The sequence below is a fragment of the Leptolyngbya sp. NK1-12 genome (genome assembly GCF_032598965.1).
In the GTDB taxonomy this organism is placed as follows: domain Bacteria; phylum Cyanobacteriota; class Cyanobacteriia; order Elainellales; family Elainellaceae; genus Elainella.
This window is the reverse complement of the sequence record NZ_CP053586.1, coordinates 1,216,464-1,239,473: the sequence shown is the minus strand read 5'-3', so window position 1 is coordinate 1,239,473 and position 23,010 is coordinate 1,216,464. Positions and strand designations below refer to the sequence as shown.

Annotated in this window: 22 protein-coding genes; 7 read left to right on the top strand and 15 right to left on the bottom strand. The window is 50.1% G+C overall.

From position 1 onward, the window contains the following. Window positions 1–8: 8 nt before the first annotated feature. Complete coding sequence (locus HJG54_RS04730; RefSeq protein ID WP_316433662.1) at window positions 9–1,058, bottom strand: YgfZ/GcvT domain-containing protein; 1,050 nt, start codon at window positions 1,056–1,058, stop codon at window positions 9–11. A gap of 366 nt (window positions 1,059–1,424) precedes the next feature. Here HJG54_RS04730 and HJG54_RS04725 point away from each other — a divergent pair, with 366 nt between their 5' ends. Further along, the gene (locus HJG54_RS04725) at window positions 1,425–1,907 is read left to right on the top strand and encodes a hypothetical protein (RefSeq protein ID WP_316433661.1); all 483 of its coding nucleotides are present in this window, start codon (window positions 1,425–1,427) and stop codon (window positions 1,905–1,907) included. A 39-nt stretch (window positions 1,908–1,946) separates the two neighbouring features. Here the strand turns inward: HJG54_RS04725 and HJG54_RS04720 are convergent, their stop codons facing one another. Further along, window positions 1,947–2,159, bottom strand: a complete 213-nt coding sequence (locus HJG54_RS04720) for an Hfq-related RNA-binding protein (protein WP_036002247.1) — start codon at window positions 2,157–2,159, stop codon at window positions 1,947–1,949. A gap of 228 nt (window positions 2,160–2,387) precedes the next feature. On the opposite strand from HJG54_RS04720, the gene dapF reads away from it, so the two are divergent. Continuing rightward, on the top strand, window positions 2,388–3,230 hold the full coding sequence (gene dapF / locus HJG54_RS04715) for a diaminopimelate epimerase (RefSeq protein WP_316433660.1): 843 nt from the start codon (window positions 2,388–2,390) through the stop codon (window positions 3,228–3,230). A 123-nt stretch (window positions 3,231–3,353) separates the two neighbouring features. Here the strand turns inward: dapF and gap are convergent, their stop codons facing one another. Next, window positions 3,354–4,376 carry a type I glyceraldehyde-3-phosphate dehydrogenase gene (gene gap / locus HJG54_RS04710; protein ID WP_316433659.1) on the bottom strand — a complete coding sequence of 341 codons (1,023 nt, stop codon included), beginning with the start codon at window positions 4,374–4,376 and terminating at the stop codon, window positions 3,354–3,356. Window positions 4,377–4,611: 235 nt separating this feature from the next. Further along, complete coding sequence (locus tag HJG54_RS04705; protein ID WP_316433657.1) at window positions 4,612–6,045, bottom strand: phospholipase D-like domain-containing protein; 1,434 nt, start codon at window positions 6,043–6,045, stop codon at window positions 4,612–4,614. 383 nt (window positions 6,046–6,428) lie between these two features. Here HJG54_RS04705 and HJG54_RS04700 point away from each other — a divergent pair, with 383 nt between their 5' ends. Then, window positions 6,429–6,917, top strand: coding sequence for a hypothetical protein (locus tag HJG54_RS04700; RefSeq protein WP_316433656.1), 489 nt, complete (start codon window positions 6,429–6,431; stop codon window positions 6,915–6,917). Between the two features lie 46 nt (window positions 6,918–6,963). Here the strand turns inward: HJG54_RS04700 and HJG54_RS04695 are convergent, their stop codons facing one another. Then, window positions 6,964–7,938 (bottom strand): AEC family transporter, encoded by a 975-nt coding sequence (locus HJG54_RS04695; protein ID WP_316433655.1) that lies wholly within the window; start codon window positions 7,936–7,938, stop codon window positions 6,964–6,966. A 213-nt stretch (window positions 7,939–8,151) separates the two neighbouring features. Here HJG54_RS04695 and HJG54_RS04690 point away from each other — a divergent pair, with 213 nt between their 5' ends. Continuing rightward, window positions 8,152–9,099, top strand: a complete 948-nt coding sequence (locus tag HJG54_RS04690) for a D-alanyl-D-alanine carboxypeptidase family protein (RefSeq protein ID WP_316433653.1) — start codon at window positions 8,152–8,154, stop codon at window positions 9,097–9,099. 74 nt (window positions 9,100–9,173) lie between these two features. Beyond that, window positions 9,174–9,887, top strand: coding sequence for an ATP-dependent Zn protease (locus HJG54_RS04685; RefSeq protein WP_316433652.1), 714 nt, complete (start codon window positions 9,174–9,176; stop codon window positions 9,885–9,887). A gap of 82 nt (window positions 9,888–9,969) precedes the next feature. On the opposite strand, the gene HJG54_RS04680 is transcribed toward HJG54_RS04685, so the two are convergent. The 9 genes from HJG54_RS04680 to HJG54_RS04640 all read right to left on the bottom strand — a co-directional run bounded on the left by HJG54_RS04680 (window position 9,970) and on the right by HJG54_RS04640 (window position 19,154). Beyond that, window positions 9,970–10,728 carry a hypothetical protein gene (locus HJG54_RS04680; RefSeq protein ID WP_316433650.1) on the bottom strand — a complete coding sequence of 253 codons (759 nt, stop codon included), beginning with the start codon at window positions 10,726–10,728 and terminating at the stop codon, window positions 9,970–9,972. Between the two features lie 179 nt (window positions 10,729–10,907). Continuing rightward, a complete protein-coding gene (gene uvrC / locus HJG54_RS04675; RefSeq protein WP_316433649.1) occupies window positions 10,908–12,866 on the bottom strand; it encodes an excinuclease ABC subunit UvrC in 1,959 nt (652 codons plus the stop codon). Window positions 12,867–12,996: 130 nt separating this feature from the next. Beyond that, window positions 12,997–13,203: a hypothetical protein gene (locus HJG54_RS04670; protein WP_316433647.1), complete on the bottom strand. Its 207-nt coding sequence runs from the start codon at window positions 13,201–13,203 to the stop codon at window positions 12,997–12,999. Window positions 13,204–13,315: 112 nt separating this feature from the next. After that, window positions 13,316–13,864, bottom strand: coding sequence for a nuclear transport factor 2 family protein (locus HJG54_RS04665; RefSeq protein WP_316433645.1), 549 nt, complete (start codon window positions 13,862–13,864; stop codon window positions 13,316–13,318). Between the two features lie 57 nt (window positions 13,865–13,921). Next, on the bottom strand, window positions 13,922–14,833 hold the full coding sequence (locus HJG54_RS04660) for an alpha/beta hydrolase (RefSeq protein WP_316433644.1): 912 nt from the start codon (window positions 14,831–14,833) through the stop codon (window positions 13,922–13,924). A gap of 440 nt (window positions 14,834–15,273) precedes the next feature. Then, window positions 15,274–16,119, bottom strand: coding sequence for a choice-of-anchor W domain-containing protein (locus HJG54_RS04655; protein WP_316433643.1), 846 nt, complete (start codon window positions 16,117–16,119; stop codon window positions 15,274–15,276). A gap of 363 nt (window positions 16,120–16,482) precedes the next feature. Next, complete coding sequence (locus HJG54_RS04650; RefSeq protein ID WP_036002215.1) at window positions 16,483–16,668, bottom strand: hypothetical protein; 186 nt, start codon at window positions 16,666–16,668, stop codon at window positions 16,483–16,485. Window positions 16,669–17,085: 417 nt separating this feature from the next. Next, complete coding sequence (locus HJG54_RS04645) at window positions 17,086–17,889, bottom strand: SDR family NAD(P)-dependent oxidoreductase (RefSeq protein WP_316433640.1); 804 nt, start codon at window positions 17,887–17,889, stop codon at window positions 17,086–17,088. 1,016 nt (window positions 17,890–18,905) lie between these two features. Then, window positions 18,906–19,154 carry a hypothetical protein gene (locus tag HJG54_RS04640; protein ID WP_316433639.1) on the bottom strand — a complete coding sequence of 83 codons (249 nt, stop codon included), beginning with the start codon at window positions 19,152–19,154 and terminating at the stop codon, window positions 18,906–18,908. 158 nt (window positions 19,155–19,312) lie between these two features. On the opposite strand from HJG54_RS04640, the gene HJG54_RS04635 reads away from it, so the two are divergent. Together HJG54_RS04635 and HJG54_RS04630 are read left to right on the top strand one after the other, a co-directional pair. Then, complete coding sequence (locus tag HJG54_RS04635; protein ID WP_316433638.1) at window positions 19,313–19,720, top strand: ChuX/HutX family heme-like substrate-binding protein; 408 nt, start codon at window positions 19,313–19,315, stop codon at window positions 19,718–19,720. A 9-nt stretch (window positions 19,721–19,729) separates the two neighbouring features. Next, the gene (locus HJG54_RS04630; RefSeq protein ID WP_316433637.1) at window positions 19,730–20,617 is read left to right on the top strand and encodes a DUF6816 family protein; all 888 of its coding nucleotides are present in this window, start codon (window positions 19,730–19,732) and stop codon (window positions 20,615–20,617) included. On the opposite strand, the gene HJG54_RS04625 is transcribed toward HJG54_RS04630, so the two are convergent. After that, entirely contained in the window at window positions 20,553–22,862 is a 2,310-nt protein-coding gene (locus tag HJG54_RS04625) for a transglutaminase TgpA family protein (RefSeq protein ID WP_316433636.1), read from the bottom strand. The genes HJG54_RS04630 and HJG54_RS04625 overlap by 65 nt on opposite strands. Between the last annotated feature and the right edge of the window lie 148 nt (window positions 22,863–23,010).

The following is a 23,010-nucleotide window of genomic DNA, read 5'->3' as shown; positions in this document are numbered from 1 at the left end:
GAGGGTCGCTATAGATACTCGTGGTTCACAAAGGGCAGGGCAACGAGTTCGCCTTCGCTATCTCCTACTTTGACTTGTAGTCCGGGTTCCACATTTTTGGTGCGAATATAGGCCAAGCCGCGATAGCCGTCTGTTGTTTGCATACAGCTTGTGAGACGACCTACCTTTTCGTCACCTACCATCACTACAGCTTCAGGTTCAGCCGGTTGAGACAGGCGGATACCCCAGAGCTGTTGTTTGACACCGCGATAGGTATGCAGGCGAGCAATTGTTTCCTGCCCAATGTAACAGCCTTTACTGAGGGAAATGGTATGCCAAAGACCCGCCTCCAAGGGGTTGTAGTCGTCGGTTAATTCTTGTCCAGGTACAGGACGGCCTTGCTCAATCCGTAACTGCTGCCAAAGCTGTTCGCCCATTGGTATAGCTGTGGCTGCAAACAGAGTTTGCCATAGGGATGCGGCCTGATCGGTTGAAGTGAATAGGGTGTACCCGGGAATCGCTAGACCGCTGCCTACTCCAACTCGAACTTCTATGCCATTCAAGCTGAGCAACCTGTGGCTAGCAAGCGGTTGACCGACGATAACATCAGCTCCCAATTTCTGCAGCAACTCATCGCTGGCTGGACCCAGCAAACTGAAGCTAGCTGTAGTTTCGGTGACGTCCTTCAGTTCCACCTGATCGGCAAAGAAGATAAATCGATCCATCCAATCGATCAGGTGCTGGCTATAGCCTGGTGATGTAAGCAACAAGACAGAATCGTCCAGCACATAGGCCGTGACTAAATCGAGGGTACGAGCAGTCGAGGTGACAAAAACCGTATCGCAGCCTTGCCCCGGTTGGAGGTCATTGAAGTTATTTGTGGTCTGGTTGTGCAAGAACCGAATGCGGTCTTCTCCTGTAACCTGAATACGACCCCAATGAGAGCGATCGTATAGAGCAACTCCATGCTGAACAGCCTCTAGGGCGGCGGTATCATTGCCAAAACTGGTAGGAACCTTTGCTTCTGCTGAAACTACGGCTCCTACGGCAATTTGTTGCTCTCGTAACTGCTGCATCATCCCATTCACTCTATGCTCAAAAGGGGAAAGCGAAATTGTAGAAATGTTACAACCATCATCCTATAATCATCGTTACACAATTGTTACATGATGGAGCAGGTCAGTTGGGACAGCTTTATGGGGATCATGGCTAGAGCCTTGTGTAACCAAACATCAGCTCTGTAGCGGCTTAGGAGTGAGCCAATTGGATAATTGACCCTTTCTAATTTCTGGTTTTAGCGAGGTGCCAGCCATGCATGCTGGAGTGCATCTGTGCTAATTGAAGAAGCGGAGCAATCGGCCTGAAATGTTGGCCAGAACTCTGTATCTAGTTAGTGAGTACCTATATATAACCTACTATCAATGAATTTTCGCAGCTTTATTATCATGATTGCAGTTGGCTCAGCGCTACTTGGGGCCAGCGTTGCTATTCGTACTCACTCTCCAACTCAGGTCTCGTCTGTACAATCACTGCCGCCTTCTCCCCAACTTAGTGCGAGACCTGTTACCCAATCCATTCCAGCGCCCGAATCGGTCCCTGCCCCGAAAACTTTACTGCCCTATGAGGACAGTACCCAAGTTGGAACTGTTTCAACTGATGAACTTTATGTTGTGAGAGAGCAATTGCGGCGAGCCATTGAGCAGCGCAATCCTGTATTGTTGCGGTCTTTGATACAAGCCAGTTCCCTACGGCAGGCTTTAGCGACTCTAGAGGTTCCAGAAACTGTGAATTTTGATAATTTAGACGCTTCTGCTTGGGCGGTATTGGAACGGGCTATGGTTTATCGCTGTCGCTCCTTTAAAGAACGGATGTCGCCGAATAGTGCAGGTAGCTGTTTTGAACGTCCATCGCAGAACCTGCTGCAGTAAGGCTTGAGATACTGAGAGGTACTGAGAGGTCGTTTGAGCCTAGGATTTTGGTTTCATATAAACAATAGCTTGTCGCCAAATGATAGTGGGCTGGTCGTAGTGGTCGAACAGGCAGAGACAATCTGAGTCCTGCCAGCGAATTTTTCCGGTCAGTAAGTCGTTAGTGACCAGCTTTAGTTCGACTTCAACGCCTTCGCGGATCAGGGATTGAACTTGGCGCACGTTGGGTAATCCAGTTTCTAGTTCAGGCATAGGTCCTTCAGGTTAGAAAAAGTGATCGAGTTTACAGACGAACAACGTGGATTGTTTTGTCTTACGGGTCTCCTACTGAATTGGATAACCTAGGGGCTGATCTGTCCTAAAGTAGGATGATTGTGACTTTACATCTTATAGAAATCCCAGGTAGAGTCAAAAAATTGCGCAAGGTAGTTGGATCTCCTATCTTTCATTATTTGATCGAATTCCAAAATGGAGCACAGCATGGCGATTGAGTTTGTCAAATATCACGGTTTGGGCAACGATTTTATTCTGATTGATAATCGACATTCCCCAGAACCTTGCCTAACCCCCGAACAAGCTGTTGCTTGGTGCGATCGCCATTTTGGAATCGGAGCTGATGGGGTAATTTTTGCATTACCGGGTCAGGATGGCACAGACTACACAATGCGGATTTTTAACTCCGATGGGTCTGAACCGGAAATGTGCGGTAATGGCATTCGCTGTCTCGCCAAATTCATTGCCGATTTAGACAATCAATTCGAAGCTACCTACCGCATTCACACCTTAGCGGGGGTAATTACCCCAAAACTCAATTCAGATGGACAGGTCACGGTGGACATGGGTGTACCTCGCCTATTAGCAGCTGAAATTCCCACCACGCTGACGGCAGCCGATGCAAAAGTGGTCGATGTCCCGCTGCAAGTGGCGGAAAAAACCTGGCAGGTTACCTGTGTTAGCATGGGCAATCCCCACTGCATCACCTTTGTCGAGGATGTCATCGCGATCCCGCTAGAAGCAATTGGACCTCAGTTTGAACATCATTTAGCCTTTCCTCAGCGCACCAACACTGAATTTATCGAGGTCGTGAACCCAAACTACCTGAAAATGCGGGTCTGGGAACGGGGAGCTGGCATCACGTTGGCCTGTGGTACCGGAGCCTGTGCCTCTCTAGTTGCCGGTGTTCTAAACAGTAAATGTGACCGACGTGCCACCATTGAACTTCCGGGCGGCTGCCTAGAAATTGAGTGGGCAGACAACCAGCGGCTTTATATGACTGGACCAGCAACCAGAGTGTTTGAAGGAGTTTTGAGTTCTAAGTTTTGAGTTTTGAGTTTGGGTGGTGTACTTGTACAGGATATTAGTTGAAGCCTCAACTGAAGACTCAAAACTGATCTTTCAACGTTCAAACTTCAACTTAAAACTCAAAATTCAAAACTCAAAACTAATCTAGAGTAGTCCTTCTTTTCCGGCCATTGCCAGAATCAGGTCGATGACGCGGCAGGAGTAGCCCCATTCGTTGTCGTACCAGGATACTACTTTGAAGAAGTTGGAATTTAGCTCGATCCCAGCCTTAGCATCAAAAATGCTGGAGCGGGAATCGGTGCGGAAATCCATCGAGACCACCTCATCTTCGGTGTAGCCGAGAATGCCAGCTAGTTCGCCTTCGGCGGCTTCCTTCATGGCAGCACAGATGTCGCTGTAGCGGGTGGATTTTTCCGTTTTGAAGGTTAAATCGACCACGGACACATCCGGTGTGCCGACGCGGAAGGCCATGCCGGTGAGTTTGCCTTTTAGTTCCGGTAGCACAAGCGCTACAGCCTTAGCTGCGCCAGTGGAGGAAGGAATAATGTTTTGGGATGCGCCCCGTCCTCCGCGCCAGTCTTTTTTACTGGGTCCGTCTACAGTGGGCTGGGTGGCCGTCATAGCATGAACCGTAGTCATCAAGCCTTCAGCAATACCGAACTTCTCATGCAGCACTTTGGCAACCGGAGCCAGACAGTTGGTGGTGCAGCTAGCGTTGGATACGATGGCATGTTGGGCCGGATCAAATTGATGGTGATTGACACCGACTACGAAGGTTGGGATCTTGTCGGGATCTTTAGTCGGAGCTGAGATCACGACTCGTTTAGCGCCTGCTTGCAGATGTTGGGCTGCCCCGTCATAGTTCGTAAATAGGCCCGTAGACTCAACTACGTAGTCGGCTTCGTCCTTACCCCAGGGCAGTTCTGCCGGATTGCGAATGGCGGTGCAGCGAATAAATTTGCCATCTACGACAATACCATCTTCTTTGGCTTCGATTGAGCCGTGATAGGTGCCGTGGGTGGAGTCGTACTTCAACAGATAGGCTAAATTGTCCGGAGGAACCAGGTCGTTAATTCCAACAAAATCAATATTCGGGTTCTGAATAGCAGACCGGAACACCAGCCGCCCGATGCGACCAAACCCATTAATACCCACTTTTACCGGCATAGCTAAAGCTCCTTAGTCAGTCTCTATGTACAGTGAGCAGCCAATTTTAGACCTTGACATCCATCTACTGGAGGGATTGATCAAATCCTGTCTAAAAAACAGCGCATCGCTAAAACTATCAACCCCAAAGGTCGATTCAGTAGGAAGCTTAGCACTGGAACTGGATACACCCTTTCTGTTATCCAATTTCCTTAAGAACTGGTTGCTCGGACCTTGATTGACTTGGTGGAGCCATTCAAACGCCACGGCAGCGCTGTTGGTGTTGTTGAATCCGCGCTTGCAGGGTGGCAGAAAGACCGAGGGTGGCATTGCCGTAAAGCCGCTCAAACTCGCGCTGAAAGTGGGCAGCAACGGTTGGATTGTGGATCACGAGCAGGTTTTCATCGTTGTTGCTGTTGGCTGCATCGGACCAATTCTGCGAGCCAGTGATCACGGTTTGTCCGTCAATAATGCTGAACTTGTGGTGAAGCAAATCGCCTTCGGACAATTGGGGCACGCCAACGGTGGTGATGGGAGTCTTCCATGGGCGGTTGTTGGCTTCGGAGCGGCAGCGGCTATTGGGCAAAGCAACGCCTAACATATCTAGCGCTTCGCTGTAGTCTCGGTAAGCAAAACTGGGTTCGATCAAAGCCCGCACCTGAACGCCCTGACGGTGTTTGGCTTCGAGTAAATTACTGAGCTGCTGCTCTGAGAAGACAAACAGTGCTAAATCGATAGTACGCTTGGCTTGGTTGAGGCTGCGACCAATCAGGCCGTTCACACTCTGGGACCAAGGCAGACGTCGGGAGGTGGGTGAGAATTGCACCGTCACTTGAGAGGTGGGTGACAAGCGAATAGTTTGGGCTGGACGATAGGGTTTCTGTAAACCAAAGCGACTGGTTGCCCGCGAGCGTATTTCTCCACCCCACATTAAATTGAACTCCTGGGTAAACAGTTGCGCTAAGGCAGGACTCTCGATCCGCAGCAAGTGGTTGGCATTACCTTGACTGGCTGGAGATAAAAAATCACCGTGCATCTCGCTCCAGGTGAAGTTGGCCGATCCCATAATCACAGTCCGGCCATCAATGATCAGAGCTTTGTGGTGCATCAAGCCGCTACCTTTGGACCCGTCTGCCGTATCGTCGCGTAGGGGAACCTTTGCCGCCTGCAACATAAAAACTGCATCTCGGGCTGCAATTTCGCTGGGTTCTAGCTGACCGTTCTGATTTTGATCTACGAAGCGGACGAAGTCCTGATATTTTCTACGACCTCGCTGGTCGAGCTGTTTCACCTCAGAGGGGTTGAGCTGACTCAAGGGGCGACGGTAAGAATTTTCTAAGATGATGCGCACCCGTACCCCGGCTTGATGTTTCTTGCGAAGGGCCGCAGCAAGCCGAGGTAGGTTCAATTCCTGCACAGCCAGATCAATCGACACTTGGGCAGCCTCAATTCCGTCTAGGACAACCTGCTCTAGGTCATCTCCGAGACGATAGGTTTGGCGATAGGGTTCGGTATAGGCCGCAGCTTGCGAGTGGTTGAAGTAAGCCTGAATTTGCGGATCTTGCGGCAGGGGCTGGAGTAAGGAAATTTCCGCCGCGCTGCGCCGTTTTAAACCCAGGCTGGCGAACAGGAGTAGGACAATTACTAAGAGTCCACCCCACCGCAGCAGAGGAGAAGCTAGTAGACGCACGAAATTTCTGACTCAACTCTCTAAAAACTGTTTTAGAGATACCCAAAAGCTAGGTTTTTCTATCAAAATTCCGGAATTTCAGAAGATTTTTGGAAAATGTAAAAGAAATGTAAAAGCTTATATCAAGACTCCATAAACTCAGTTGTTATACTGATAGGAATATCAACCAGCCGCATAAGGTAGAGGGTTCGGCTTCAAACAAATTCCTGATGGGATGATCGACACAGCTCACAGCACAGCTCACAGTCAAGGTTTAAGCTACGGCTGAGCCAACGGCAGCTGAACCGGTCAAGACACGTTGTTTTAGCAAGATTGCCTCAGCCTTGGAAGGCTAGCCCCCTCCGTGTTCGATGTGACTAGTAGTGTTTGGATTGGAGTGAAACATGCGAGACAGCAGCGATCGATATCACGTTCCGAGCATCTCGACCCTAACTTCAGCCAAGAAAATTGGCAGCTATTTAGTTGATGCGGGTTTATTGACCGCAGACCAGATTAATGTAGCCCTCAATGACCAGCAGGCCACTGGAATGCGCTTTGGCGAAATTATTGTTGCGCGGGGGTGGCTGAAGGAGCAAACGGTTGAGTGGATTATGACAAAGGTAGTGGAGCCGGAGCGGCAAGCCCAGAAGCGGCAAGAGAAACAGCGAGAGCATCTGGCAAGCCACAGAGCCAGTGGTCAAACTGCTCAAACTGCTCAAACTGGTGTTACTTCTAATTCCAAACCTCAGGGAACCCCAAAACCGGGCATCAAGGTTGCTTCTGTAAGCGACAGGTCAACAGTACCTAAGACCTTTGTGCGACGGGAAGCTCCGATTTCAAAACCACTGCCTTCGGTTGGCTCTTCTGACGGTGATGTCAACTGGGTGGGTTAGCGCTTCTCACCTTCTGAGGTTTAAGTTAGTCTAATAGGAAACTCGACTAGGAAAACAAGATTAGCCAGAACGGCAGTAGCAGTAGCAAGAGCAGTGAACCCAAGGCGAGGGTCGTGACCGTTAGTTCGCGGTCAAGATCATAAGCTTCAGCAATGATCAGCGTAGCGAAAGCGGGCGGCATTGCCATTTGCAGCACAATTACTAACTGGGCCGGTCTATGAATGCCAAATTGAGACAGGCTTAAGCCTAGCACTAGGGGAACCAGCAGCATTTTAATGCTCAGGCTGATGCTTGCCTGCTGCACACTTCCCCAAGAGCGAATTTGACTGAGCCGCATTCCCAAGAGCAACAACGATAGGGCAATCATCGTCCAACCAATGCCTTGCATCCCTTGTTCTACCGCTATAGGAAGGGTCAACTGATTCAATCCGAGGCCGATCCAGAAGCTCCATAGGGCCGGATTGCGGATTAGCGCTAGCAGAAATTGAGCTTGGTTCGTTGCAGTCTTGCCATAATGGGCTGCTAAAAGAACACCGAGGCCGTAGGCTCCCAGGGTGCTTCCTAGGGTGTCATAAAACACGGCCCAGCCGAAGTATTGGGGACCAACCAGGGCCAACGCAACCGGATAGCCTAGGTAGCCCGTGTTTCCAACCATTGCGGCCAGTAAAAAGCTGCCCTGAGAGGGAGGGTGCTGTAGCGGGTAGTGCCGCTGAGTGAGGTGATGGCGATCTGATGGAGAGCGGAAAAACGGCAGACGCAGGTGGAGTTGGACCCATAGCCAGGCCAAGCCTGCTCCTAACAGCATGGCGGCCCAGGCTGCCATCGGTGCAATCCAAACTGAGGCAGAAAGATCTGCTTGTTGCAAAAAGGTCAGGATGCTAAGAGGCACCCCAATCCAAAACAAGAACTTGCCTAGGACCAGTGGAATCGATTGTGGCAGTTTGTAGCCCAAGATCACCCCAAAAACCACCCATCCCACCAGCGGTAAGTACAGTTTCCACAGATTTTCGAGTCCAGTCATGTTTTTACAGAAACGGGATAGGGTGTTACTATTTCGCTGTCTAACGGCCTATCTAAAGGCCTATCTAACGGTTCATCAATCAGGCCAACCACTGCTTGATGCAGTATAGAAAGAATTTCGTTTTGCGGTTGGCTCGCTAACATAGGGAAGGCAATCGCCCTGGTCTAGAATTGACTAGATTTGTGACAGAACCTAACGCAGGAGGATTGACTTGTGGACGATACAGGTCTACCGCAGATCTCAGATGAACTGCCAGAACTGTCAGAACTCCCAGCCCAGGATATTCCTGAAGCGGTGCGAGAAGGTACCGGAATGTCGCAGCAGACTGCAAAACGCAGTTCCTGGCTCTGGGGCATTGGTGGCTTGGGCCTTGCGGTGCTGATTGCCATCCCTCTCGCTTTAACGTTGCGCTCCCAGCCTTCTGCCACGTCGGGTGAAGTGACCAATTCGGTTTCTAAGACTGAGTCCACCTCGGCCTCGCCCGATTCTTCGCAGCCGGAGGCGAATGCATCTACCGCTGCTGAATCGGCTCCCCTATTGGGGCATTTGCCCTACGAAGAAGCTCCTGCTGCTGAACTGGAGCCGCTGGCTCTTGACAAATCCATCAAACTTCGGCAACCGGCAGCTAAAAAATTCAATCAGATGGCAGCAGCAGCAGCAGCAGACGGGATTGTGCTTGTACCGTTATCTGGTTTTCGCTCGATAGCCGAGCAAGAATCGCTGTTTTTCGATGTCAAGGCCGAACGAGGCGAAGTGGCAGCAAAGCGAGCGGCAGTGAGTGCGCCTCCAGGGCATAGCGAACATCATACGGGCTATGCGATTGATATTGGCGATGCAGACCGGCCCAGTACCGATTTGCAAGTTGAGTTTGAGAATACCGAAGCCTTCAAGTGGCTACAAAAGAACGCGGCCTACTACAGCTTTGAATTGTCCTTTCCAAAAGATAACCAGGATGGCGTCAGCTATGAGCCTTGGCACTGGCGGTTTGTTGGTGACCGGCAAAGCCTTGAGACGTTTTATCGAGCTAGAACCGAGGGCAGCAGAGCCGTAGGGGAAGAAGCCTCAGCCCCTGCTCCAGCAAATCCAAATCAGCAGTCTGGAAGCTCAGAAAAAAGTGGTCCAGAAGCGGCCAAAGGCTCAACCTCAGAATCGACCAGGTAAGGGTAGAAGTAAGGGTAGAGTAAAAGAAGGCATGCTTTAGCGTCCTGTCATTTGTCCTTATTATCAATTAGCCCATGAGTCAGACGACCCTCAACCTCGTTGCAATTACCATCTTCACGCTGGTGATGACCAGCCTGCTGGGACCACTATTGCACCTTTCTCCATTTGTTCCAGCCGTGGTCACCTTTGGAATTTTGAGCGTAGCAACGCTGGATACCCTGAGCTGGCGCGGACAGGTTGGCAATTTAGTTGTGGATTGGTTCGCTAGTTTTTCGGCTGAGCATCGGGCGCGAGTTGTGCAGCACGAAGCCGGTCATTTTTTGGCCGCGCATTTGCTAGGGATTCCAGTCACAGGCTACACTCTCAGCGCTTGGGAGTCGTTTCGCCAAGGGCAACCCGGACGGGGTGGGGTGAGTTTTGCTTTAGAACCTTTGGAACTCCAACTGCAACAGGGGCAGTCTACCCAGTTGTCTACTCAATTACTGGATCGCTTTTGTACTGTTTGGATGGCCGGGATTGCCGCTGAGCAGCTCACCTACGGTAATGTCGAAGGTGGGGGGGATGATCGGCTGAAACTGCGGTTGCTATGGTCCCAGCTCAAGCGGTCCGACAGTGAAGGCGCTTTAAAGGAGCGATGGGCGATTTTACAAGCTAAAACCCTACTGGAATCGAATCGAGCCGCCTATGATGCGCTGGTCACAGCAATGGCTCAGCGAGTGCCGGTTGAAGCCTGTAAGCAACTGATTGAGCAGCACCAAGCAACTGACACGAACGACGTTAAAAGCTGAAAATGTGAGAGGGTAGGATCGCATTCATCCCCCCTCTCAGACATCAGACTAGGATCAGACTAAGTTTTTCAAGGTTGTTAGCCTATCGATTTCTGCCTGGGTCGTCAACCTCAGAGTTGCCTGGAACGTTAGGGCTACCAGAAGGAGTTTCGCTGGGACCGGGATAGGTTTCGCCAGGTACAACGCTTGGTCCAGTTTGGTCCATGTCATCATTCTGATCCATTTCATCCGTATCGCTGGTGTCATTTAGCGCATCTCGCTCAGGAGTGGGAGAGAGACGCCGATTGCCTGGATCATCAACATTAGAATTACCCGGAACACTGGGGCTGCCGGAAGGAGTTTCGCTGGGGCCGGGGTAGGCTTCACCTGGAACGACGCTTGGTCCTTGGGTAGAGCCACCTGTCCGATTCGATTCGTTCAAAGCTTCGCGACGGACCGGATTACTAGGTTCAGACGCATCGGTTTCAGTGGCTTCGTTAGGGTCATCATAGGTGGATGTGCCTGGGACGCTAGGGCTGCCAGAAGGAGTTTCACTCGGACCGGGAACACCTTCGCCGACGGTGCTGGGTCCTCTCTCAGAAGATTCAGGGGAATTCATATCAGAACCGCGCTGCATTGGCCTGTTGCTCTGATCCACGCTAGGATTGCCGTAGGCTGGATCGGTGGTGGCGGTACCAGCACTAGGAGCGGGTGATGAAGGAGATTCAGCCTCAGATCCGGGTCGGACATCGTAGCGAATCGTGGATTGGGCTAGAGCAGGTAGGCCAACCAATGCCGCAACTGCACTTGCACTAACAAAGCCGATCGCTTTTGTGATCAATGAATTATGGCGAATATTCATGATTTTGCTCGTTTGATAATTGGCTTTCACGTACTCTTATGCAGCTTAAAGATTGTGATCGTGACAAGCCTCTGCCCAAAGAACAAGTTATTTCATTGATTACCTTCGCCTAAAGAAACACTTTATTCGCTGCTTGATATCTGGAATTCTCGCTAAATTTTTCTCATCTACTACTAAAGCTATACAAAAGCTGTATCTTCTGTAGGAGTTTGAGGATGAAAATAATCATAAATTTGCTGTGCCATTTTCGGTCCAATTCCAGGTACTTCGGCAATTTGCTGCGGTGTCGCTTCGCGTAGATAATCAATGGACCGAAAATGGGCCAAGAGCTGTTTCTGGCGATGATGGCCTAGCCCAGGAATTTCATCTAAACGAGAACGCCGCATCCGGTCGCTGCGCTGCTGACGATGGAAACTGACGGCAAAACGGTGAGCCTCGTCTCGCAGGCGTCGCAAAAGCTGAACTCCAGGCTGCTCGGCATCGGTTTTCAACGGTGACGACTCTCCCGGCAGAAAGATTTCTTCCCGCTGTTTGGCCAAACTAACCACTTTCACATCTTCTAACAGGTTCATTTCGCGCAGCACTTCTACCACCGCCGAAAGCTGACCTTTGCCGCCGTCAATCATGATTAAATCAGGAAAATCCGCATCTGGCTTGGGAGAGAGAACGCTGCTCGAATTTGCCGCAGCAATTGGCTGAGAAGACGAGTTATTGATCTCCTTGCTTTTGTCGTACTTGCGAAAGCGCCGCCGAATCACCTCCGCCATACTAGCAAAATCGTCAGAGTGACCGGCTCGCACTGTGGGGTTTTTGATTTTGTAGTGGCGGTAATGCTGTTTAGCAGGCAATCCATCGATAAATACTACCTGAGAAGCTACCGCATCCGAGCCTTGAATGTGGGAAATATCGTATCCTTCGATCCGGTGCGGTATATCGGGCAGATCCAGAATATCAGCCAAATCGAGCATGGCTTGATTGTTGCGGTCGGCAAAACGCTGTGTGCGGGCCAGTTCATAGCCAGCGTTGCGCTCTACCATTTCGATCAGGTCAGCTTTCGATTGGCGCTGCGGCACGTAAATACTTACCTTACGCCCTTTGCGGGTAGACAAAAACTCGGCTAGCATTTCGCCTTCGGGCAATTCGTGCTGAGTGAGAATTTCTGCCGGAATTTCCACCGGATCAACTGTAGCAAAGTGCTCTTCCAAAACGCGCTGCAAAATCGCACCCGGCGTACCGGATTGGGCATCAGCCACAAACCCTAATCGTCCTACTAACCGTCCGGCTCGCACCTGAAAGAGTTGCACACAAGCATGATGATCATCCGCCATCAGGGCAATGGCATCGCGGGAAACCGTATCATCCGGCAATGCCACCTTTTGATCCGCATTGAGGGACTGAATCGCTTTGATTTGATCGCGCAGTCGAGCTGCATATTCAAAGTTCAGCTCTTCAGCAGCCTTCTCCATCTGGGCTGTTAAGACTTCTTCTAGCTCTTTGGTGCGTCCCTGGAAAATCATCGCCACTTTTTGCATAATTTTCCGGTACTCTTCGGCAGAGACGAGCTTTTGGCAAACGCCCATACAGCGACCAATATCGTAATTGAGGCAGGGCCGATCTTTGAATAGAGGCTGGGGCCGCTGGCGCAACGGAAAAATTCGCTTGATCAATCGAAGTGTACTGCGGAGGGCAAACACATCGACATAGGGGCCATAGTAGCGGTCCTTAGCGTTGCCCAAATGGCGTTTGCGGGTGATAAAAATGCGCGGATACTCTTCGCTCCAAGTAATGCAGAGATAGGGATATTTTTTGTCATCCTTGAGCAGGACGTTGAAGTGGGGCTGGTGCTGCTTAATCAGGTTGGCTTCCAGCGCCAGCGCTTCGGCTTCGGTATCGGTGACGATAAACTCGATTTCGGCCACCTGCATCACCATCAGGGCAATGCGCGGATTGTGCTCATGATTGTCCCGGAAGTAGGAGCGTACCCGTGCCCGCAGCTTCTTGGATTTGCCAATGTAGAGAATCTGATCGGTGGTGTCGCGCATGAAGTAAACGCCCGGTTCTGGCGGAATTTCCTTCAAGCGAGCTTCGAGGCGATCGGGGTCTTTGATCAGGGGTATCAGCTTGGTGGGAGCGGTCATAGGGGCAGGGCGTCCTATCCGGCTTTTGGTGGCTACTTTCTAGCATACTGTGTTGCTTTACTGTTGCTTTACTGTTGCTTTACTCGTGCAGTGGTGGACGCCCGAATGGATTGGGAGAGATTTCCTGGTTTTAGTGATCCTCAGTTGAAGACCTGGTTTCAATCGGGTTGGATGCAGTGGGCGGGCGCTCAATCACTCCCTCGCTATAGCCCAGATCGTAGAGGCTAGCGGCTTGCGGATCTTGCTCTGGCGGATGTTTGGGCCGCTTAAACCAAGCGTCTTCCTTACCCACGTTAAACCAGTCTTCTTGAGTCATCCAGCCTACATCATTAACCATGCTTGCTGTCCTCTGGAGAATGCTTCTGCCTCTCATTTTAAAGACGCATTTTCAAGACGGTTCGGGAGGAAGCATCTGCTCTGAATGACTCTGAACGGCTGCTCTGCTTTTCTCACGCAAAAGGCCGCTCGCCCTCTTCCCAAGTCCAAACCATTGTCATGGCCTCGACCAGCCACTGATTGTTCTGTTTCACCAGTTTGTGGGTATAGTAACCGCCCAGGGTCCACACTGATTTTGTTGGATCAAGCGGAACATGGCGGGCTTGAAAATGGGAAAGACAGGTGGCGCTGTCTCCAGTGATGGTAATCGAGTGACTGCCGAGTAGGTGCTGTGTTGTTTTGAAGGTGCTTTCAAAAACTGATTTCCACTGCTCTACTAAAGCATTTGCTGCGATTGTCTCTGACTCTCCACCAGTTAGGGACGTGTAATCAACGTGGACCTGTTCAGTGAAGCAAGCTCGTACCGCGTCCCAATTGCGCAGGTCTGATAAGATGGCAATCCGGTTCACGGCGTTGGTGATTTCCAAACCATTCATCGCGTGTTCTCCTGAAGACCGTGGGTTTTGAGCCGAGGCCGTTGCAGCAGCTAAGAAACCAGTACTGCCAGCCAGACTGGCAACGAGAATGCGACGACGATTGCAGGTGAGATGATTAGATATCATAGGTTTAGCATTTACTATGCTGTCATCTATCCTGTTCACAGATTGATTGAAAACTATTTAGAGCGTTTGTTTCAGATGCTCAACAGCTGTTTGTACAGCTTGATTAACAGTTGGTTCCTGATCGTAAAAATCAAACTGTATTCCAGGCATCCAAACAAACTGCTTTGGGGCAGGAATATCGGCAAAAAATTGTTCCGCTCCCGCAGGAACAGCACCATCCCGACTGTGAATAAATAGAGTGGGCACATTAATTTGGCTAGCCTGGGGCATGGGGCTGAAGGTCAACCAGTCCACCCAAGACATGACGGCGAATTGATTGCCCCACTGGGGAATGGCTCCGCGTTCTGGGTTGAGGTAGTAATCAAATTCTCCGAACATCGCCGCATTTTCATCTGTGGTGCTGATGGCTGGAACAGTCTCAACGACTCCTGTCTGCTCAAATTCGTGTCTAGCTGCACGCCCTGCCTCCAGTTTGGCCTCAACTCCAGCCATGCCGCCGTAGATCATTTCGACCAAATGTCGGTCATGAATCCAGGGAGCCACAGCTACAAAGGACTGGATACGCGGATCTTGAGCGACTGCAACTGCCATGTAGCCTGCACTGGCACAGATCCCCAACCCGCCAATTCGCTGACTGTCTACGGCATCAACGGTTTGCAAATAGCTGACTGCGTTTTGAATATCGACAATCTTAGCTGCGGGCGATTCATAATTGCGCGGGATGCCACCGCTCTCACCAAAGTAGCGAAAATCGAAGGCAAGTGCGGCATAACCTTGTTCGGCCAGTTTGTGGGCATAGAGTCCAGCCATTTGCTCTTTTACGGTTGTCCAAGAACCAGTGACGATGATGGCTGGTAATTTATCTCCCGGTTGATACGTAACCGGCAGGTAAAGCACGCCAACCAGGGTTTCTCCTTCACTTTGAAATGTGACTCGATTAGCACCGGGCTGTAAAATATTCGTTTCCATTACGATTGCTTCTCCTTCAATACCTGGACACTGGGTGTTGATGCAGACACTTGGGATGCAAAACCTTGTAATTCAAAAGCTGGCAGCAAAACGGAATCAGCGCATACTAGTGAGCAGACAGACATCGAAACCAGAGCCGCAATAGCTTTCATCACCGTTTTCCTTCATTAAGTGAATGCTTTTACTGTAGGGAGAATCACCCCGCAGGTCACGCCCGATTCTTGCGGTATTTTGTCAAAATCTTGCGCTAGAGGATGCAATGGTTCAAACAACAATCCAGACAGCAACCAGCAAAACGTTAATGATCAAAAATCAAAAAAGGGTGGGACTTGCCCACCCAATCAGTTGGTTCATTTCATGGGTTCAATTCAACCGGCTCAATCTAGTTCTATTGAGCTTCAGCGGCTTAGCAGTTCATTTACTAATTCGTTCAATTCAGCTCAACTGTCAGCATGCTGCTTGCGTTTGCCAAATTTCACCATTGCTGCTCCCGCTAGAGCCAGTGCAGCCATTGTTCCAGGTTCAGGTACCTCAGTTGGCGTTGAGCCGATTTTAATTTGGAACCCCAGATTCGAGTTTTGAGGCATAGCATCACCCCAATCTAGCATCGCCTTACCCGTTAAGGTAAACGCCTGGTTATTCAAACCTTTGACTCGCAGATAGTCCACATCTCTAGTTTTCTGGGCCGTCATCTCGCCTCGACTAAACGCAGACTGAAGCGAAGCTGTATTTGCCCCACCCAAGCTCAAATCACTCAGCACCACCTTACTGAAACTCGTGTTTTGGTTGGGGTTATTCGGCTGTTGAGCATTGGTCCGCAGTCCAGCGGCTGTACGAATCATCAAGTCAGTAATCGGACCTTTTGCCGCGTCCACATTGAGTGTAATTTTCTGACTGCCGATTTGGTAGATCAGCTGGGTGCCCGTATATTGCAGCAAAAAGTCTACGAAGGTATTTTTCGTCCAGGTATGACCCCTACCGCTGCCAGCAATAAAGCTATTGGAATAATCGGTTCCTGCCGAGTTGTAGTTGCTGCTGAAGGCACCCGATTCCCAAACCCCAGCTTCTGGATTGTTATTACCAGCACGACTCTCAACCACGTACTTAGCGGTGAATGTTTTCTGATCACCTTTAGCGTATTTCTGATTGTAATCAGCATCATCAAAAATACTATCTCCAGTCAGATCGGCAGGAGATTCAAAACTAAACGCTTTAACTGGACTGGAAACTGCGAACAGACCCAGAGTACTCAGTGAAAGTGCAAGGAGTGAGCGACGAAAATTCATTTTGCTATTGATCCTCCAAAGGGTTCAACCATATCTTGCGTGCGGTTTCGCCAATTGCGAACGCAGCAGATACAACACCTTTAGAGTTCAATTCTTTTTCGCCAAACGCTCAGTTTTCGCTCAAGGTTCATGTTGATTTGATATAACCCTTGCTCACTTGAAGTTCTAGCCCCTATCAGCGGTAGGACCAGCCTCTGCTCCTACCTGTTTTAGCCTGTCTCTCCGTGCTATTACTAATTACACCAGAGCATAGATTGTCTCTTTTAATTAGTCATTCGTAATTTTCCCAATCCGGCTCAAGCACGAGTTCTGGAAATTACTGAATCCTCAAATTAAGCAACTCAGCTGTCAGAATATATGCCCCTATTCTTCAATCTCCTTCAAACAATCCGGATCCACATAATGGCAAGTCGCTTCATCTTGGCAGATCAACGCCCAGCCCGACTGGTCGATCCCAAGAAACTTGTAAATCCTTTCTTGGATAAAATGGCCTTTATGGTTGCGCGTTTCAAACGCTACTTCAACATCACATTTGTCTGTCGTAATCATGATCGTTACTCCCCCATGTAAAGATCTGTACGAAAAACTGTCTTCAAAGGTTTATCAAACTACATAAAAAGAAGTTACCATTTGATTCCTTTGAATTAATTTGATCTTATCTTTAAACCTATAAACCCATCATTAAGTTCAATGAATAGAAATTCCGCAAAAGTAATATGTTATGTCAAATCCGGTTGATCAGCCAGAGTTCGCGTAGAGGCGTTTCGCCGAAACGCCCGTACAACGCGGCATTTAAATTTAGGGCGTTTAATCAGATTTGATATTAGCCCTAGGCGAAAGGGGGAGCTGAAGAACTCCCCGCACATCCAGCAGCTAAAAGCATTCACCGAGTGAAAGGGTAAGGAGGTCTCCTGCCATCTGTAATGCTAGGACTGTAGGATCTGCCCAAGCATGCGATTGGGCAATTTACCTGAGTTTGGAATAGAATCTCAGGCGTGTTTCGGGTAGAGGGGCGGCCAGCCGCAACACCTTTTCCAGCAGTCGCGGCGCGATTCGGTTAGCCCATACTGCTAAATGGCTCTGCCATCCCACCAGAATTTCGGGGGAGTCCTTCTGCAGGCCAGTGATCAGGGCTTGCGCCACTCGCTGCGGTGTTGTAGGAATCACCCAACGAAACCAGATCAAATTGCGGGTCATATCGGTATCGGTAAGAGACGGCAACAAGGCAACGACACGAATATTGTGACCTGCTAGTTCACTGCGCAATGCTTGCGTGAAGCCCACAATGGCAAACTTCGTTGCCGAGTAGGTCGCCATAGTCGGAGCGGCCACCTTACCCATGAGGCTAGAAACATTCACGATTGTGCCCTGTCGTTGAGCTACCATCCGGCGGGCGATCAAATGGGTTAGGGTATACATTCCTACCAAATTAACTCCAATTTCCTCCTGCACATGGGCCAATCTTGACTGCAAGAAGGGAGTTTGGTGAGCAATCCCAGCACAGTTGACCAGCAAATGAATCGGGCCATAATCCCGCCAGGTTTGGGCAATTGCAATATTCACTTCAACCGGTCGGGACAAATCTAACGGCAAGATGATCGATTCTGCACCCAATGCTTCAACCTCCTTGGCGCTGTCGCCAAGGCGTTGATGATCTCGGGCCAGCAGCAACAACCGTTTGGCTCCATGTTTGGCCAGTTCCAGCGCAATTGCACGTCCAATGCCACGAGAAGCTCCGGTCACGAGCACCGTTTTTCCTTGAATATTCATCTCAAGAACCTCCAGAATGGCGTCGATTCTGCACTCAACAAAATTGCAGAACAACTGAGAACAACTTCAGTGATACTTCAGTGACATTTCGACGATATGAACTTGATACCGCTACTCAGTATTAGGACGATATCCTTACGGGAATGTGCTGCTATATCTTGATATTGCTGTCTCTACGCTACGGCTATAGTCACGGTTGCAGTAGAGTAGAACAAAGCAACAACACTGAAAACAATACTAGTGTGCACTTGTGAATCTAGCGTTGATCTTCTTAACCCCCAATAAATATGAGCTAGATTCATGAGCTGCAAAAAGCTAAACCATGGCTTCTAGCAGCTAAACAGTACTGGTTTCCACAGAACAAACTGCACTTGATAGGTAAGGTTTTGGACTTGAAGCCAGTTTTGGATGGGATCCATAAGTTGACCTCCTATATTCCTACAACAGTCGTACCTATTTGGCATACCTATTTGGCATACCTATTTGGCGTACCTGTTTGGAATCACCAGGACTCTCCAACGCTAGCAAGGGGATCAAAATCCTGCAATATTTCTTAACGAAAAAGCTGATACTTTACATAAGTTTACATTTGATTCATTTGATTTTGTGCCTCATTGTGCTTAGCCTAGTGCTGATCGATTTTCGGTAGAGCGCAGTTTGACTTTATTTATTAAGGACTTTATAGCAAGGGAGTGAGGCAATCCGCCCCATGCTCTATTGCCTCGTTCATTTACTGACTAGGCTGATTGAGAAAACTTCTGATGCTGGCCTGCTAAGGCTGCATCTATCCAGACAAAACCTGCGCAGGCGAGATAATCAATCAAACTAATACAACTTGCCTGTCAACTGGATATTTACGAAATTCTCGCGGTTACTTCATCGCAAATTAGCCATCCATTCGGATAATCAGGATAGCCTGAAGAGAAGGATTCTTTACCGGATCCTACCCAGGTAACGAGACAGGCAGATGTGGGGGCTCATGATCTGCCTGTCTCTCTTGGGGGTAGTGCATGACTTCAATGCCAGAATGAGCGATTTCGGTCAGGCTGAGGATCTGAATCCAGCCAGTCTTGCAGTTTCTCACGCCATTCCCTATCCTCGAACCAATCTTCCAGCCACTCCCCGGCCCCTTCGGTCAAATCTGCGATTTTGGGGCTGAACATTTCAACCAGGGGATCGCCCACCACTCTGACGATCAATCCACTGATAACGGCTATCATCAACAGGCCAAACCAGCCAAACTGCTTGTTTGTTTTAGGCTGCATACGCTTGAAGCCAATGCGGTCAATGGTCGGTCATGCTAGCATAGCGAACTATTCAGCCAACGTTCTAGTGAATCTTCCAGTTTTGCTGGCAACTCTGGCCTTTAAAACACGTCATGCCAGTGATAGGATGCCGTTGAGTCTTTCTCCGAATACTGATCATGGCTGCAACGCTGAAGGAATTTTTAGAAGCTTGTGAATCGCTGGGCCTCCTGCGGATGATTGTGACTAGCAGTGCGGCAGTTTTAGAAGTGCGGGGTACCATCAGCAAACTGTTTTATGCTGAGCTGCCCAAGGGCAAATACGCCAATATGCATCAGGAAGGCTATGAATTTCACCTGAATATGGACAAAATCACTCAGGTGAAGTTTGAAACCGGCGAAGCCAAGCGCGGCAACTTTACGACCTACGCGATTCGCTTTCTAGATGAGCAAATGGAACCCGCTCTGAGCCTGTTTCTACAATGGGGTAAACCGGGAGAATATACGCCTGGTCAGGTGGAAGCATGGCATGCCTTGAAGGAACAGTATGGCGAAATCTGGCAGCCGGCTCCGGTAGAGGCCCTGTGAGATGAAACTATGAAATGGAAATGGCGTTTGGTTTGGCTGGGCGGGCTGTTGCTGCTTTGGTTGCTCTGTAGCGGGATTGCGTTGGCGGCATCGAGCCAATCACCGTTGGCCACACGAATTGAACAGTATCCCAACTGGCAAGGTAAGCCGCCGGTCCAACCTGCTCAAGGCGATCTGATCTATCCGGACTGGTTTGCTGGCGAATGGATGGTTACAACCACACTGGTAGACATGACCGCACCGCTCGCGCCAGAGATCGTGACACCCGGATTTGAGAGTAACCGGCAGTTCCTCAACCAGCCGATTCACTTTCAGGTGCGGTTTGTTGAACCTCAGGCGTCTGGATTGATGCGCGTCTCCGCTCAATCGAAGCTTCAATCAAAGCATTGGGTATCCGATCGGGCATACAACGGCATGCAGTTGGCGAAAGCCTATTTGGGTGAGCGGGCGGTGCTGGCCGTCAAAGTTGATCCCGCTAATCCAAACCGCCAGATTACGCTACTCAAGGGGGATCGGCAGTTAGTTTCTACTGTCACTGAGCGGGCCGCTGAAACACCTACGCCGCATGAGTTCATCACAACTGAGTTCTTCCAGCAGGAATTTCGCGGTGCGCCTCAACTTTATTTCAACGAAGTCGAAAATACCACGGCTTACAGCTATCAACCCAATCCTGATCAGACTGACCAACCGCTCATTGTTGCCGATCAGATTACGGCTATCTACCTGTCGCCTCAGGATCCCGACTATTTCAAAACCCTTGCCAGCGACAATCCCTTTTCGTCGCCTCGTCCGGTGGCTCTGTATCGCTATCGGATGGAATTTCGCCAGCCTGCTATGGCTTCCCGCTCCTACTCGGCTGCAACCGTCCCAACAGTTCCTTCAACTCAGTCAAGTTAGGCCGTTGGCCTCCATAGCGCCAGTGCACATAGGCTTGGGAGATTTCGTTAATCGCCTTTGCCTGTTCGTTGGGGTAACGGGTCCGACAGTCAGCCGCATATTCTAGAGGAGTTTGGGCGGCCTGTTTCTGAAGTCCCTGCTGTGCCAAGTATTGCAGCATCTGTTGGTAGATGGCCTCCATCGGCGGCAGTTTGGCCAACCAGCGACGATAGCGCCATGCCTGCCAAGCGCTCCATCCCAGCCAGCCCAAAAACGCCAGACCAGTAATCAGGCCAATGCCGAAGAGCATTCCTACCCAACCTTGGGAAAAGAAAGCCGTTAGGGCCATTAACCCCCAGCCCAGTCCAGCCGCTATTTGCTCGAACAGTTGATTCAGCCAGCCGGTCAGTGGCGAAGGTAACCAGCCAGCCACCCAGTTCCAAAATTGCTGCAAAACGCCAAAGCTGCTGGATTCTTCGATCGAAGCCGGCAAAAGTTCGTGGCCGGGAATTGGATCGAAAGTGAACCAGCCGTATTTATGGAAATAAACTTCCGTCATGGCATGGGCATCCACGTTGCGGACTACGTAGAATCCGGTGAAGGGATTGAATCGGCCAGCGCCAAATCCCATCACTAGCCGAGCTGGGATGCCAATCGAGCGCAGCATTACTGTTAGCGTCGTCGCGAAATGATCCGGGTAGCCGCCGTTGTACTGAGTTAGAAAAGCCAGCGCCAAATCCTCATTTGGCTCAAAAAAAGGTAAATCGGGCTGAATTTTGTAGTTTTGCTTTAAGTACTGAGCCAGATAGAGTGCTTTTTCGTAGGGCGTAGTTAGGGGTTTAGGAGCGCGGGCCAGAATGGCTTCGGTTTGCTGCCGCAACGGTTCTGTCACCCTCGATGGCAGCTGCAAATAATAGGTGCCGATTGAGGCGGGTGGACGGACAGGAGCTTGGTTAAGCCGTGTCCGGTCTCGATAGGGGACTTCTGAAACAACGGTATAGGTCAAGCCTTCCGACAGAGAAACAGGCGACCGCAATCCGCCTTCCTTGTCCATTGCTACTACGTTAGTCGGGAAGTAAAGTTCCTTCGGTTCGTACAAGACAGGAATCAAATTCGGCAGATCTGAAACAACCGTGTAGGTTTGAATCACTTCTTTTGTGCGGTTTAACGTCACCGACCACGGCAGGCTAAACCGAAATGACCACTCCGGCCGCTCCAGTTTTTCCACCTGTTCTTCAGCATTGCGTGAAATTTCCCATCCTTGGCCGGTGTAGCGATCAAACGCCAACACGCGCCAAAAGCCTGGTGCCTGAGAGCGAACCCGCATCACTACTCGCGGCGTCATCGTGCCCCGCAGATTTTGATTGATTTTGCTGTTGAAGCCGTAATAGAAGTCTTTGTTGAGTTCACCTGGCCCCGCCGCTGAATTCAGTCCTGAGGCACTCCCACCGCTGCCTGTGCCATTATTTCCTTCCTGGACATAGCCTGGATTGATAATGGTGCTACTGTTGTACTGCTGTGGCAACGGAATTGGCGCACTCACTGGAAAGGAGCGCAACTGATAGCCTGGTAAACGCGGCATCATTAGGAAAATGACCAGCCCCAAGCTCAGCACAATGGCCAAAAATTGCCCGAAGCGCTTCGATGTCAACCCTAAACCTAGATGAACACCTTGAGTTGGCAATCCCAACCGCGAACGGTAGTCGAGCACCAGCACGGGAATGGCAATCGCCAAAAACAGCAGCAGCAGGGGAGCGAAAGTTAGGGTTTGGCTAAGAGTGGCCGCCACACCCAGCAAAATTAAACCAATCACCACCGAGTAGCCCAAATCTTTCCGGCGTGGCAGATCGAAACTATGAAACACCTGGAGATGAATCAGCAGCGTTGCTAGAGCGAGTCGCGTATCGTTGCGCTCTCCCCATAGGCGCACAAAAAACACACCCAGCGCAATCAGCATGGCGATGGCAATACAAAATTTGACTGGAATATTACGTTTGCGGCGTTGGTACCAGCTCCAGGTAGCCCCGAGCGCACTGACAGGAACTGCCCACAGACTAATTCTGAGCGTATCGACACTGTCGGCGGCAGCTAAGTCTGTGGCTAGAATTCCAACCGTCACCAAGGCTTGTACTAGAATGCGCAACAGAAGTGAGTCTTCTGGCTCTGGGCGCGGTTGCTCCTCAAGCCGCAGCCAAATTTGTTTCAGAACAGGAAGATTCAGTAAGGCTGGAGTAGAGGACTGACGTTGGTGCAAAGGGCTAGACATTGAGCAACAGCAAAACAGTAGGAGTATCATTTCTAACCCCTACTGTAACCAAACCCTATAGGAGAGTGGGAAACCAGCCGCTGAAAAAGGCAATATTACACAAGCACCCCACCACCGGACAGGCCAATTTCTTGCATCAGCAACTAGT

Bases quoted from the DNA above. Each gene is read 5' to 3' on its own strand.
- HJG54_RS04730 (WP_316433662.1), bottom strand. From the start codon at position 1,058: ATGATGCAGCAGTTACGAGAGCAACAAATTGCCGTAGGAGCCGTAGTT.
- HJG54_RS04725 (WP_316433661.1), top strand. From the start codon at position 1,425: ATGATTGCAGTTGGCTCAGCGCTACTTGGGGCCAGCGTTGCTATTCGT.
- HJG54_RS04720 (WP_036002247.1), bottom strand. From the start codon at position 2,159: ATGCCTGAACTAGAAACTGGATTACCCAACGTGCGCCAAGTTCAATCC.
- dapF (WP_316433660.1), top strand. From the start codon at position 2,388: ATGGCGATTGAGTTTGTCAAATATCACGGTTTGGGCAACGATTTTATT.
- gap (WP_316433659.1), bottom strand. From the start codon at position 4,376: ATGCCGGTAAAAGTGGGTATTAATGGGTTTGGTCGCATCGGGCGGCTG.
- HJG54_RS04700 (WP_316433656.1), top strand. From the start codon at position 6,429: ATGCGAGACAGCAGCGATCGATATCACGTTCCGAGCATCTCGACCCTA.
- HJG54_RS04695 (WP_316433655.1), bottom strand. From the start codon at position 7,938: ATGACTGGACTCGAAAATCTGTGGAAACTGTACTTACCGCTGGTGGGA.
- HJG54_RS04685 (WP_316433652.1), top strand. From the start codon at position 9,174: ATGAGTCAGACGACCCTCAACCTCGTTGCAATTACCATCTTCACGCTG.
- HJG54_RS04680 (WP_316433650.1), bottom strand. From the start codon at position 10,728: ATGAATATTCGCCATAATTCATTGATCACAAAAGCGATCGGCTTTGTT.
- uvrC (WP_316433649.1), bottom strand. From the start codon at position 12,866: ATGACCGCTCCCACCAAGCTGATACCCCTGATCAAAGACCCCGATCGC.
- HJG54_RS04670 (WP_316433647.1), bottom strand. From the start codon at position 13,203: ATGGTTAATGATGTAGGCTGGATGACTCAAGAAGACTGGTTTAACGTG.
- HJG54_RS04665 (WP_316433645.1), bottom strand. From the start codon at position 13,864: ATGATATCTAATCATCTCACCTGCAATCGTCGTCGCATTCTCGTTGCC.
- HJG54_RS04660 (WP_316433644.1), bottom strand. From the start codon at position 14,833: ATGGAAACGAATATTTTACAGCCCGGTGCTAATCGAGTCACATTTCAA.
- HJG54_RS04655 (WP_316433643.1), bottom strand. From the start codon at position 16,119: ATGAATTTTCGTCGCTCACTCCTTGCACTTTCACTGAGTACTCTGGGT.
- HJG54_RS04650 (WP_036002215.1), bottom strand. From the start codon at position 16,668: ATGATTACGACAGACAAATGTGATGTTGAAGTAGCGTTTGAAACGCGC.
- HJG54_RS04645 (WP_316433640.1), bottom strand. From the start codon at position 17,889: ATGAATATTCAAGGAAAAACGGTGCTCGTGACCGGAGCTTCTCGTGGC.
- HJG54_RS04640 (WP_316433639.1), bottom strand. From the start codon at position 19,154: ATGCAGCCTAAAACAAACAAGCAGTTTGGCTGGTTTGGCCTGTTGATG.
- HJG54_RS04635 (WP_316433638.1), top strand. From the start codon at position 19,313: ATGGCTGCAACGCTGAAGGAATTTTTAGAAGCTTGTGAATCGCTGGGC.
- HJG54_RS04630 (WP_316433637.1), top strand. From the start codon at position 19,730: ATGAAATGGAAATGGCGTTTGGTTTGGCTGGGCGGGCTGTTGCTGCTT.
- HJG54_RS04625 (WP_316433636.1), bottom strand. From the start codon at position 22,862: ATGTCTAGCCCTTTGCACCAACGTCAGTCCTCTACTCCAGCCTTACTG.